The sequence below is a fragment of the Bacillus sp. FSL H7-0578 genome (assembly GCF_038630855.1).
In the GTDB taxonomy this organism is placed as follows: domain Bacteria; phylum Bacillota; class Bacilli; order Bacillales; family Bacillaceae; genus Bacillus; species Bacillus safensis.
Window position 1 is genome coordinate 3595102 of record NZ_CP152045.1, and the last position, 13187, is coordinate 3608288.

Genomic DNA, 13187 nt, shown 5'->3' on the forward strand with positions numbered 1-13187 from the left:
AACCCTCCAATTAATTATTCGTCGTCGGCGACGACGAAGACCTAGACGCTGCTTCATCAGCTTTTACACAATCAATCGCAACAACGAGGGCAATCATCACAGGCTCCATCTCTTCTTTCAAAATATCAACCTTATAGCTGTCACCCCAAGTAAACCATTCCTTCTTCACCTGACCAATCACTTCGCCGTTCTGGAGAACCTGGAAATTCATATCCCACCAGTTACCTTGCACTTCTATACCCGCGGCATCAATTGAATATTTTGCTTTAAAGAACGTAAACTCTTTTTTGATCGTCAATACCTCTTGACCATCAACTTCTACTAAAAACTTCGGTAAAAAGGTAAATATTTTCTTCGTAATCACAGCGATTTCTTCTCGTTCTGTATTCAGAATGGTAAATGTCTTCGGCATCTTCATAAAGCTGCCCTCGACCACATACACATCGTTTTCCTGCTGGTCCTTGACTGTAAACCTGCCGCTTAAACTAAATACTTTTTGCTTCATGTAAAGCTGTTTCATATGTACCTCCCTCTACTCAAATGACAACTTCATTAAAGTTTATCATACAAAAAAAGGCGCAGATAACCCAGCTGTAAACTTCTTCATCAAAAACTGTACCAAACTAATCGTTTTCCCCATTCATTTTCTTTTTAAAAGCAAAAATGGCGATAGCTACAATAATACCTGTATATCCAATCACCCACCAAAAATGCAGTAAAATTGATGCATAGTCTCCAGATAAGGCAGCTCTGCTAGCGTCTACTGCGTGAGCAAATGGAAGTGCGTATGCAATATCTTTGAACCAGCCTCCAACTAAATTCAAATCAAACCATGTACCACTTAACCATGCACTCATATTCGTTAGTAGCGCTCCACAAATACCACCAACCTGCTTGTCGTTAAATATACTCCCCACTAAGAGCCCTATGCCGATAAATAGTAAAGATGTTGGTAAAAGGACAAGAATAGATAACAAAACATTGGCATTGAAAGGTAAACCTAAGAAAAAAGCTGTGATAAAACTAATGATAACTTGAACAATCGCAATAGGTAGGAGTGGCACAATATACCCTACAATGTAGTCTGAGGCAGAAAGGGGTGCAGTAAACAATCGCATCAAGAATGAGGTACTTCGATCTTTAGCTATTAACATTCCAGCGAATAGTGAGATAAAAGAAAGACCAAAAACAGCTATGCCAGGAATAAGTTGATCAATAGCAAATACATCAGATGGAATATTCGTTTGAATAGCATGAAGCAATAATAAGATAACTAACGGAAAGCCTATACCAAAAGCTACGTTTAAAGGATCTCTTAAAATCTCTTTACCATTACGTGAAGCAAAAGCGAGTGATTTCATCTTACGACCTCCTCTTTGGTAGCAATTGACACAAACGCCTCCTCAAGTGATTTGGTGTTGGTGCTTTCCTTCAATTCGGCTGCTGTTCCAACTGCCTTTAATTTTCCTTTCGCCATCGTGCCTATTCGATCCGAAAGGGCTTCTGCTTCCTCCATATAATGTGTCGTGAGAATGATGGTCATACTCCCCTTTAATTTCTCAATAGCACTCCATAGCTCACGTCTTGCGATGACATCAAGACCAAGAGTAGGTTCATCAAGAAAAAGGATTTTGGGGTCTGTAATGAGTGCCATTGCAATACTAAGTCTTCTTTGCATCCCTCCGGATAGGGTTTTAGCCTTCATTTTAGATACTTCCGTCAGACTAAACGTACGGAGCATTTCCTCGACTTTTATATCGATCGTTGTTTTGTGGAACCCGTATATTTGAGCGATTAATTCAAGATTCTCTTTCACGGATAAATTAGGAGCTACTGCCGTTTCCTGTGGTGAAACATTAATCTGTTCTTTTACTGCGTAGGGATTAGAAACAATACTGTTACCCAAAATCGACGCATCACCGGTTGTAGGGGTGCTAAGACAGGTCAACATCTTGATCGTTGTCGTTTTACCTGCACCATTCACTCCAAGTAAAGTAAAAAGTTCGCCTTGTTCAATTGAAAGATTAAGAGAATCGACTGCAATCTGTTCTTCGAATTTCTTTGTTAGATTCTTTGTTTGAATCGCAATCATTCCTCATCCTCCTGACCTTCCTGTGCCTTATATATCTCGTCAGCAAACTGCAGGAAGTCCTCATTTCTTACAATGGCAATTCCTTGAGCTTCATCGCCCAACATCAACAAGCTGTCTCCAGGAAAGATGCTGAATATCTCCCTCGCTTTTTTAGGAATGACAATTTGCCCGCGTTCGCCAACCTTTACAAGTCCAAATATGTGTTTTCCTTTTGGTTTCACCCCTGCCACTTCTGTACCATCCAAATTATTCACGAGATCATCCAAAGCAATGCCATATAATTCAGCCAAAGCCTTGCAATTGTTGATATCCGGCACAGTTTCCCCCGATTCCCATTTCGCAACAGCTTGCCTTGAAACACCAATTTTCTCAGCTACTTCTTCTTGTGTAAATCTGTGTATTTTTCGCATTTTTTTCAAATTCATATTGATCATACTTTTCACACCCTTCATCATTATTATATTAAATTTATTCCATTCATCTACCAACTAAACATGACATCAGAAGTTATCTTCAACTTACATTTGGTTAAATGCCTAAGTTTAACAAAAAAAGCCCCCTCAAACTTAGTGGAGGGGACTTGTTGTAGTATTTATAATCATTTTTTCTTCTGCTACAATACCTTTTGCTAAAGCTAATAAGGGAAGGAAGACAGATTTTGTTGCTTAAATATAGCTGGCTTAGAAAATAGGTAATGTTATCAGTGAATAACCTGAATCACTTAATAACCATTTACAAAATAAGCGATTGTCTCTAACTCATCTTCTTTTAGTTTTCTGTTCACATGTGCTTGATATTCAATCACGATTCTCTGCCGATCTCCACCACATTGATCAGTGAATTTCGCTATCATCCGAAGTTTGTCTGTTTCCTGACGAAACTCCTCTTTTGTCCATGGTCTTTGGTGTGAAGGAATATACGTATCGGCATCAAAAGCATCTAACTCATCTAAAAGACGCAACGTTTCCTTCACTGTATAATGAACTTTTTCGGCATACATTTTCGGATAAATGCAATCACCAAGAAACAGGATTTTCTCTTCTTTCACATACACGATCACGGAATCAGCCGCATGATCGCCTCCAACATGCTGCACAATGCAAGTGACCCCGCCAAGATCAATCTCTATCCGACGGTCAAACGTGATATCCGGTAAAACCACCTGAATATCTCGATGACCCTGATATTCTTCCTTAATGGCCTTCGCGCAGAACTCAATCTCCGTTCCTTCCCTCACCCGCTCATCAATCGCCTCATCTGACCACGAAAACGGAACAAGCTCCTCCATTTCCTTTCTTGTCTGTGCAGAAGCAATTGAAACCGTATCAGGCAGCGCAGGCAGACCAAAAATATGATCCCAATGCCAATGCGTGAGGACAACGAGATCGGGCTTGGCGTTCTCGTGTTTTAAGGTTTCTTTGATAAAGTATCTGGCATGATCTTCTGAGTTACCCGCATCGATCATTAATGTTTTGTTATTGCCAACGACCATGCCTAGGATGGGGCGGTCGGTGAGTGATACTGGTGTGATGTACCAAAAACTCTGACCTATTTTTTTAATTGAGTGCAAAGGTGCTTCCTACTTTCTGTCATTATTTTTTAAATTGAATCACGTTTTTTCCCATCGTTCTACTGTTTAAGTATATCGAATTTCATTACTCGAAGTAGCACGCGAAGCCAATATTGTTACAATGATCGCGATTGCAACGCCTAAAGCACCTGCCCAAGTAACGGAAGATAGAGAAACCCTCTCTACAAAGATACCTCCAATAGCTGCACCTGCGGCCATCGCCAATTGCATCATTGACTGATTGAGACCTAATAGTATACCTGATGACTCTGGCTCCATTGTAGCTAAGTGGTATTGTTGAGTCGGGCCAGAAGACCATGCAGCAAATGACCATAATATTAAAATGAGCAATACTCCAACATAAGAATGCGTAACTAGTGAGAGCAATATGAGCATGATGACATGTAATGTCATTCCACTAATCAGCGTAAAATTCACACCCCAGCGATCGGTACTAAATCCACCAAACTTTGACCCAACTAGACTAGCAATCCCGAATACGAGGAGAACTCCACTCAGCAATTTGCTGCTTACACCCGATATATTTAAAAGGTAAGGGGATAAATAGGTATAGGCAATTGAATAACCACCAAGCCAGAAAAAGGTGATGGCTAATCCCAACACTACTTTTGGTTTTTTAAAAAGAGCGAGTTGTTGAATTAAAGGTACAGGTTTATCCCCTTGGATTTTTGGAATCGTAAGAGAAATGATCACCATGGCTAATAATCCGAGTAAGGCTATTCCTCCAAATACAGCTTTCCAACCAAAGAAATCACTAGTCATTCTCCCCAGTGGGACTCCAATGATCAATGATGCTGTAAATCCCATTACTACTGTAGCAATAGCGGTACCTTGCTTACCTTTTGGTGCAATTTTTTCAGCAATTGTTAATGCAGTAACTACGACCATCCCCGCTCCAAGAGCCATAATAATTCTTGACACAATAAATAATTGATACCCAGGGAGGACGAATGCCAGAATATTACCTAGAATAAAAACGCTAAGTGAAAATAACATTAACTTGCGTTTATTCATTCCCGATGTTAAAGCCATTAATACTGGGGTGAAGATGGCATACACAAGAGAAAAAATCGTAATTAACTGGCCAGCTGCAGCTATCGTAATCCCTAATGATTCAGAAATATTATCCAAAATACCAGAGATGATATACTCTGATGTACCAACTAAAAAACTTACAATAGCTAAAATGTAAATCTTTACAGTGTTTGACAATGTAGATCACTCCTTATATATAATACATTTACATATCTAGAATTGTTAATATGTATGGACAAAAAAACATATTACGATAAGTCGATTTGTATTTAATAAATGAAACTGAATTCTGATGTATGAATTCAGTTCATTTATTAAATATTTTGTTCTAAAATCTTAGCAATTTTTTTTATGGCATTTTCATCTCTTTTATAATACGTGTATTTACCTATACGCTCTGTCGTAATTAATCCAGCTCGTAGTAAAATTGAGAGATATTGAGATGCTGTTGATTGCGTCATTTTCAATTTATCTGTTATTTGACTAACACATACCCCTGTAGTATTCATATCAATCCCTTCATGGGGTGTAAAATGACGATCAGGTTCCTTTAGCCATTGTAAAATTTGCAATCTTGATTCATTGGATAAGGCTTTAAAAACTTCTATTGGCTCCATACAAACCATTATATCGATAAATAACGATATGTCAACGTGTGTTGTTTGAGAGCCCTTACAACTTTCTGTTTTCCTAGGTAATTTCTCTTCGCTTTAGGCTTAATCATGGTTTTATGCGGGGTGGTTATATCTTCTATTCTGGTGCAATGGAGATGTTTGATGGAAAAGGATTAGAGTACTTTTTTGCTGCTTGTACAGCTAAATTTAGCCATCTCACCCCTCACTAACTTATGATGGCTCACCGTGATGCCTTTTAATGAGGTTATTCAAAAACCTTGGTGGAGACCAATCTCTACCAAGGTTCTTAAAATATTATTTTATGTTGGAAGACCTCTAGAACTACATTTAAATTAGAAATTGCTCATCAAACACTCAAGTTATAATTGCAATATAAGTGATAATGAAAGGAGAAACAATGAAAAATTGTCATTTTAGAACCATCAATTGCATGAAGCGATTTGATTTTGCTGGACGAAAACAACGATCTGAAAATTAAGCCTACTTGGGATTGTTTTTATTATCAATGCCAAAAATAAGTCTGTCACAATCCGTGATGCAAAAAAAGTCCCGTTTGAGGGAAATCACTCAAATGAGACTTTTTTAGTGATTATTTAATAACCATTTACAAAGTAAACAATGGTTTCTAATTCATCTTCTTTCAATTCTCTGTTCACATGTGCTTGATATTCACTCCCGATTCTCTGGTGATCTCCACCACATAGACCAGTGAATTTCGCAATCATTCGAAGCTTATTTCTTTCCTGACAAAACTCCTCTTTTGTCCACGGTCTTTGGTATGAAGGAATATACGTATCGGCATCAAAAGCTTCTAACTCCTCTAAAAGACGCAATGTTTCTTTCACCGTATAATGGACTTTTTCGGCATACATTTTCGGATAAATACAATCACCAAGAAACAGAATTTTCTCTTCTTTCACATACACGATCACTGAATCAGTCGCATGATCTTCTGAGTTACCAGCATCGATCATTAATGTTTTGTTAGTGCCTTCGACCATGCCTAGGATGGGGCGGTCGGTGAGTGATACTGGTGTGATGTAGGAGAAGGTTTGTTCTATTTTTTTGATTGTGTGCATGGTGTGCCTGCTTTCTAATATTGCGCATTAGATTTTTTATTAAGATATAAATATCTATTCTAAAAAATTAACTTTTAATGTAAGAAAGATAAGTATATTTTTAATTGATAAATGTTTTCTTTTTGCATTAAGTATCAGCTTGAGTTTATATTGAATCTCAAACTTATTTTAAATAGGCTTTATTACGACCAGCTTCTATAATTTCTTCTTTGAATTCATCCATTAGTTCGAGAACAATATGGTATAATTCTTTGAATTCATTTTTAGCATCCTGTTCATTATCTTTATATAATTCAAGATATTCTCCATGTGAAATCTTGTTTCTCCGCTCTAATAGTTTTTGATTTATAAATGCTTTTTTCAACTCAAAATTTTGTTTTGGAAGCGCTAAACTATAAAGTATCTCTTCTAATACTTCATACTTAAGATTACTCTCCGTTGTAATAATAGCTTTATCTTTTTCCTTAACTTTAAAAATTTGCTCTTCGTTTGTTATTTTTTCAAATAACAAACCAAATTTAGTTGTGTTATTCGAGGATCTTGCGTCTATAATAGCTTTTTTATGATGTAAGACAACAAAATTTTGTTTTAAATCTACTAGTCTATATTCTAGACCATTTAAATATTTCAAATAATCTCTAGCTGCCATTTTTATATACCCTTCCCAATGAGCATATAGCAAGGTTATTCCTGACCTAAGTAAGATTTTTAACATTGCCCCATTAGAACTCTGTATCTGGCTCTGCAACATAGTAAGTTCTTGTTTCCTCCAAAATATATTCTTATTTAACTCATCTTGAAGTTTCTCCAATTTAGATTCCGTCATTTAGAAAATTTTCCTACCGAAGTCAACCATTTTTTTGAATCTATTTAGAGGTTTGGTACCTGGTCTTGTTGCTTGAGCAAATTCTTCTTTTTCATAAATGCCTTTTAATATCTCTATAACATCTGCATCTGGTTTAGCTTTAATATGTTCAAGTTTATCACTAATACTTGTAATTAAAAGCTCGAAAGATCCAATTAATAATGGTCCTACAAATTTTTGTTTGTTTATATCATATTTCTTAAATACATCATCAGCTAATAAACTGTTCAAATAACTGAAAGTCTCTTTAAATACTTTTCCTTCTAACTCTCTATCAAAAGTGCTATCTTCAATAATCTCAATCATTTGTTCGGTAAGATATTCTCCGATATCATCTTGACCGTTTATTAAGGTAACATCACAATGTCTGTATACTAAGAATCTAATAACATATTCCATATACTCTTGTTGTGAAGCTTGCTTTTCTGTAAGAGGTAAACAAGTTTTAAAGTTCTCATCCTCTTTTAAACCCGTTACCCATTCATAAAACTCTTTGTCTAACATAATCATTAAACAATTTCGAATCTCTTGAGGACTTAAAGCTGTTCCACCTGTATTCAATCTTTGAAATAACTCATACTTAGCATCTGCATCACTGCTACGTTTTATAATATTTATATCCAACTTTGCTCTTTTAAAGTCTATTCTTTGTTCACTTGTAAAAGAGTTCTCTGATACTTCAGTATTGTTCCACATTTTCCCTTCAAGTGATGGGAGAAACTTAGTTTTTCCTAACACATTGGGAGGTTCTAGAATACCATCTTCATTTTTTAAGACACCTACAAACTCTAATATTGTAGACAGTCTCTGAAGCCCATCTATCACATCCCAGATTCCACCTTCTCCTTGTGCTACAAAAATAGGTGGAATAGGAATACCCAATAATATTGATTCAATTAATCTAGTCTTTTGATTATCATTCCATCTAAAAAATCTTTGGAAATCAGGTTGAACTTGTAGTTCGTTGTCCTTGTACATATTTATTAGCTCACCGATAGACATAGAATAACTATCCGTTTGAATCTCTTTTGATTTTTTTTCTATCTCATCTTTAAGAGTCATATTGTCACCCCTTAATTATTGTTTCTAGGTCCAAAAAATCTGTCACCATTTAAATGCATCATATGCTCTGGATTATCAGCAAACCATACCTCTGTCTCCCAGGCAATATCTGTTGCATACTTTTTAAAAACAGACATATCAGGAAAAGCAGTAACATATATACGACCAGATTTACAGTTTTCCAATATTTTTTCCAATTCGTAAACCCTTTTGTTAGAAATAGGACCATGAGAAGTAACGGCTTCAATAAGATATATCCAATCTTTAGATTGAGAATACAAGACAACATCTGGTAGCTTATCATGTAATAATGTGGGGATATTTAATTGTTCCAATCTTTGCTCATCTAAGTACAACTTTTTGTTACTGGTATCTCCTACATACAACAGTTCTGATCCAGGAGCAAAAATTGCAGCAAAATCTTCTACAATATGTTTTTGTAGTATATTATGTTCTCCTGATGACAGGTATAAAGTATTATTTCTAGAAATTTTCACTGGAACCCTGTGGATCTCTTTTGTCTTTTTATATCTATCGATCAGTGTAGAAAATTGATTTTTAAATACAGATAAATTCTCTGCCCACTTTTCTGTATTATATGATTTAATAAGGTGAAGAAATTCATCGGTTACTGCATATACAGTATTTCCACTATTAGTAGGGCGTGTGGGATCATCGGGATTTCGATCAATAATTCTCGCTTGTTCAAATTGATGAATTGTTTGTCTTCTGATAGTTTCGCGACTATTGGGTGCATAAACCTTACCATACTGATTAGCCATAAACTCCATGATGTCTACAATTCTTAAGTGATACTTACCTGCATCTTCCCACGAATCTTCCTCTTTTACTCCTAATAGAGCCAATAATGTTAATGCTGAGCGAGTATTCTGCTGCTTAACAGGTAAACCTAAATCTTTTAATGCTTGTATAGCTTGTTGTTCTTTATTTTTATTTCCTTTTTCAGATATATCTGCTTTTCCCATTTTCTCACCTTCATACGTTTCCTTTATTAGAGAATCTATGTCACTGTATTTTATTTCTTCCTCAAGAATTTTTCTACCTATTTCCAATATAAATTCGTAGTTAGGAAAAGGTAACGGTCTAATATCAGAAGCATTGACTTGAGTATTACCATTAATTATACGAAAGAATTTATCTACATAAGAAGAGTTTAAAAAAGCACAAATTCCCATAGCCTCTTCCTCACTTAAACCGTCATTATATTTGTGTATATAATTCAAGTGATTTTCAATCCCTAAAAATTTGTAATCATAATGCTTTTTAAGATAAGTTGCACAAACTATACGTTTAGTCTGTTCTTTAGAAGTAAACCGTTTCAATAACACATAGTTTTTTGATGGAACCAGAACATTATATCCACTATCCTTAACACCTAAATCTTTACCATTATCGGAAGGGAAATGCACTTTTTGATTTTTCAAATGCTGCATAAAGATTAAAGGATGATTTCTTTTAGGATTGTATTCCTCGATATTATCTTTATTTCTGAATGTAACTACACGGCCTGTGGAAATTTCCATGTCCATTAATGTAAGATTATTATTCCAACTATCAAACATGCGGAGAATCTCCTCGTCTTCTTCATTTATAGGAAGACGTATAAGATTAATTTGATCCGATGAGTCAATAATTAATTCTTTTTCAAAAGACTGATGCTGATAACTATCAATTATATTTAAATCATCCGATGAACTTATTGTTATAAACAGAGGCCTTCTATCACGTTTGAAACCACTCAAAATTATACTTTCTTGAAGTACACTTTCACCCTTGAAATTACCTTTACGTTTATTGAATAGATGAAAGTGATCTGGATCAATATCATCAAAAAATTTTGTGCGGAACCTTTCAAAGTAGGCTCCTGAACAATAACTACGTGGAGTAATAAATATAAGTTGTCCTTCGTTAATTAAAAGTTTTGACGCAATAATCATAAACATGAAATACACATTAGGTTGACCATGTATATAATCTGCTAAAATCCTTGAATATACGTGGTCTTTCTTAACTTTGTAGTATGGAGGATTACTAATGATTACATCATATTTTTCATAATTCAATGATTCATTAAATAAGTCATTTTCAACCGTAAGTCTATTATCAAGAATAAAATCCTCTTCTAGGATTGTATATTCAAATTCATTGCCACATTCATGCATCCTTTTTTTACATAATTCCATAACTGATCTTAAATGTGGAGTTACTTTCTTATCTTTTTCGTATAACACTAAATCAATATCTACTCTTATTCTCTGAGTGATAATTCTTTGAATTAAAGCCCCACTCAATGCTCCTAATCCACTACCAGGATCTAACACTCGTAACTTATCCTTTTTAATATTAACGTTAGAAGCTATAAAAGTTGCTATAGAGCTAGAAGTAAAATATTGACCTTTTTCTTTTTTTTCTGATGAAGAAAGAGACAAGTTAACTTCACTTGTTAGATTTTCAATATATACCATGATTTCATCCATAATGAACACACCTTGTATGATTTTTTGCAGTTAGAACAGCATTATAGTAATTTCAATATTGTATCCCACCTTTCGTCATTAATATCTTGTCCTACAAATTTTGTATTTATAACATAAAAATTCGAAGTGGAATTTCAATTATTTCAACGAATTACAAATTCATAATATTTTATAATTCGTATAACTAAAATGTAATTTAACTTACTCTTAAATTGATAAAAATAGTAAATTTAGAATAAAATCTATAATTTTCTTATAAAAAGATTATCTTTGATATTGTGTTATTATTAATTAAGTATAGACTATACATCTGCTTTCCTTCAATAGATAACAAGTGTTTATCCATATTTATGCACATTATTTATGAAGAGAGGTAATCTTGAGAATATATCCAATTCATTACGGAGTTTTTCCCAGTTTTTTTGAGTTGATGTTACAAATTGTTTGTAATCTTCACTATTAATAGTTTCTTCTATACAATTATAATTTGTATAAAAACTTTCATTATAGCACTTCTCAGCATAACTAAACCCACTCATTAAAGATTGTAATAATTTCTCTTTACTGTCTCCATCCCTATAATTTATCTTATATATATCATTTTCTATACTATCTAAAATTGACCCTATTATTAGAATCCAGCGTGCTACACTTGGTAAATGAGTTTTATCGACTTCATATTCTTCATCTTTTAAAATTCTTTGCGTGATTAAAAAATTGCTTCTTATCGCAAATGACCACCAATAAAATAGCTCAATCGGTTTAATATTTAAGTCACTATCTATCCTTTCTTCAAAAAGGTCGTAAAGTAATATTAAATTTCTAAAATTATCTGTGGCAGCAAAAGCATCTGCATCCATTTCTAAAGTTCTTAAGTCTAATGGAGAGATACTTCGTGATTTTTTATTGTTATTTTTTTCAAACATCGAAATAAATTGTATGGAATTTTTATCTTTTGAATTTAGGAATTCGCAATGTCCATTAAGTAAATGTCCTAATTCATGAGTTATTATAAACCTTGATACAAATATAGTAAGCAATCCAGCTAATTTAATATCTATAACTTTACTATCAAAAACATTAGCTTTTCCGTTATCATCAAATTTAACCATTTCGTAAGATAAATCATCAGTGACCTCCTCATTCTTTAAATGTAGTTGTTTTATTAAAAGGTCACTTCTCATCTTTGTAATACTATAAAAATAATCAAAAAAATTATCTATAACACCTTTATTTATTATAATATTATCAGTAAATTCTTCAGACCATGCTTTTCCACCTAAACTTAAATCTTCCTCAAGGTGAAAATTCAGTTTATATTTACAGATGTTGGTTTCATTCTTTGAAATTTCTTTCATAATAAATTGATACTGTTCGTAAATAGCCAAGGCTCTCTTTTTAATATCAACGTAAAAATCTTCTTTATTTCTCAAATTAACACCTCATTAATTTCATACTCTTCAATTACTTATGATAAGGCTCCCCCCGCACAATCCGAAACGCACGATAAACCTGCTCCACCAACACCAGCCTCATCAACTGATGCGGGAACGTCATTTTCGAAAATGACAGTTTCTCATTTGCGCGCTGCATGACGGCGTCGCTTAAGCCAAGGGATCCGCCTATGACGAAACATACTTTGCTTTTTCCGTATGTTGCCAGCTTATCTATTGTATCGGCTAATTCTTCGGAAGTTTTCATTTTTCCTTCGATGGCGAGGGCGATGACGTGGGCGTCTGGGTTGATTTTGCTTAGGATGCGTTCGCCTTCTTTGTCTTTGATGATTTTCATGTCTTGATCGCTGAGATTCTCGGGTGCTTTTTCGTCCGCGAGCTCAATGATCTCGATTTTTGCGTAAGCTTGTAATCGTTTTGTGTATTCGGCTATGCCTTGCTTTAAATATTTCTCTTTTAATTTTCCTACTGTGATAATTGATATATTCACAGGTCATCCCCACCTTAAGAACAAGTTATTCATATAAGTTATCAACAATTGTGGATAAAATTTGTGTATTTTGTGTCCGATCATTCGTTCCCCACTATATATATTGCAGGTTCATCGCACAATTCACAGGTTGTGGATAAACTGTGTGTATGTTCGATTTTTCTGAATTCCGGCGGCGTTTCATGATCATCTATGTACATGTCTAATACGGTTTCTATGTGTTCTGCACACGCATAAAATGTTTTGTTCATAAGTTTCTGATTCCTCCAATAGGTTCTCTGGTTATTCACAAGTGTTTCGCTCATTGTCCAATATAACCGATTTATTCACATGTTAATAGTCTTTTACCATTTCCCACACCTTTTATCCACAAACCAAATAAAAAA

Annotated in this window: 14 protein-coding genes; all 14 read right to left on the reverse strand. The window is 34.5% G+C overall.

From position 1 onward, the window contains the following. Nucleotides 1-10: 10 nt before the first annotated feature. The 14 genes from MHB41_RS18470 to MHB41_RS18535 all read right to left on the reverse strand — a co-directional run bounded on the left by MHB41_RS18470 (nucleotide 11) and on the right by MHB41_RS18535 (nucleotide 13052). On the reverse strand, nucleotides 11-520 hold the full coding sequence (locus MHB41_RS18470) for an LURP-one-related family protein (RefSeq protein WP_101677494.1): 510 nt from the start codon (nucleotides 518-520) through the stop codon (nucleotides 11-13). Nucleotides 521-623: 103 nt separating this feature from the next. Next, on the reverse strand, nucleotides 624-1361 hold the full coding sequence (locus MHB41_RS18475; RefSeq protein WP_101677493.1) for an ABC transporter permease: 738 nt from the start codon (nucleotides 1359-1361) through the stop codon (nucleotides 624-626). Further along, nucleotides 1358-2092: an ABC transporter A family member gene (locus MHB41_RS18480; RefSeq protein ID WP_070326239.1), complete on the reverse strand. Its 735-nt coding sequence runs from the start codon at nucleotides 2090-2092 to the stop codon at nucleotides 1358-1360. Before MHB41_RS18480 ends, MHB41_RS18475 begins: the two co-directional genes overlap by 4 nt. Beyond that, nucleotides 2089-2526, reverse strand: a complete 438-nt coding sequence (locus MHB41_RS18485) for a helix-turn-helix domain-containing protein (RefSeq protein WP_180951440.1) — start codon at nucleotides 2524-2526, stop codon at nucleotides 2089-2091. The genes MHB41_RS18480 and MHB41_RS18485 overlap by 4 nt, the downstream gene beginning before the upstream one ends. Before the next feature lie 287 nt (nucleotides 2527-2813). Continuing rightward, nucleotides 2814-3662 (reverse strand): MBL fold metallo-hydrolase, encoded by an 849-nt coding sequence (locus tag MHB41_RS18490; protein WP_340899624.1) that lies wholly within the window; start codon nucleotides 3660-3662, stop codon nucleotides 2814-2816. Between the two features lie 66 nt (nucleotides 3663-3728). Further along, complete coding sequence (locus MHB41_RS18495; RefSeq protein ID WP_025093702.1) at nucleotides 3729-4895, reverse strand: MFS transporter; 1167 nt, start codon at nucleotides 4893-4895, stop codon at nucleotides 3729-3731. Between the two features lie 137 nt (nucleotides 4896-5032). After that, nucleotides 5033-5335, reverse strand: coding sequence for a metalloregulator ArsR/SmtB family transcription factor (locus MHB41_RS18500; protein WP_098677238.1), 303 nt, complete (start codon nucleotides 5333-5335; stop codon nucleotides 5033-5035). A gap of 611 nt (nucleotides 5336-5946) precedes the next feature. Beyond that, nucleotides 5947-6432 carry a hypothetical protein gene (locus tag MHB41_RS18505; protein ID WP_340899621.1) on the reverse strand — a complete coding sequence of 162 codons (486 nt, stop codon included), beginning with the start codon at nucleotides 6430-6432 and terminating at the stop codon, nucleotides 5947-5949. Between the two features lie 163 nt (nucleotides 6433-6595). Continuing rightward, on the reverse strand, nucleotides 6596-7258 hold the full coding sequence (locus MHB41_RS18510) for an MAE_28990/MAE_18760 family HEPN-like nuclease (protein ID WP_340899618.1): 663 nt from the start codon (nucleotides 7256-7258) through the stop codon (nucleotides 6596-6598). Then, the gene (locus MHB41_RS18515; protein WP_340899617.1) at nucleotides 7259-8359 is read right to left on the reverse strand and encodes a DUF262 domain-containing protein; all 1101 of its coding nucleotides are present in this window, start codon (nucleotides 8357-8359) and stop codon (nucleotides 7259-7261) included. Nucleotides 8360-8370: 11 nt separating this feature from the next. Then, complete coding sequence (locus MHB41_RS18520) at nucleotides 8371-10857, reverse strand: BsuBI/PstI family type II restriction endonuclease (protein ID WP_340899616.1); 2487 nt, start codon at nucleotides 10855-10857, stop codon at nucleotides 8371-8373. Between the two features lie 338 nt (nucleotides 10858-11195). Further along, nucleotides 11196-12290, reverse strand: a complete 1095-nt coding sequence (locus MHB41_RS18525; RefSeq protein WP_340899615.1) for a hypothetical protein — start codon at nucleotides 12288-12290, stop codon at nucleotides 11196-11198. 31 nt (nucleotides 12291-12321) lie between these two features. Continuing rightward, nucleotides 12322-12801: a 23S rRNA (pseudouridine(1915)-N(3))-methyltransferase RlmH gene (gene rlmH / locus MHB41_RS18530; protein ID WP_111927717.1), complete on the reverse strand. Its 480-nt coding sequence runs from the start codon at nucleotides 12799-12801 to the stop codon at nucleotides 12322-12324. 80 nt (nucleotides 12802-12881) lie between these two features. Next, on the reverse strand, nucleotides 12882-13052 hold the full coding sequence (locus tag MHB41_RS18535) for a CxxH/CxxC protein (RefSeq protein WP_065215011.1): 171 nt from the start codon (nucleotides 13050-13052) through the stop codon (nucleotides 12882-12884). Nucleotides 13053-13187: the final 135 nt, after the last annotated feature.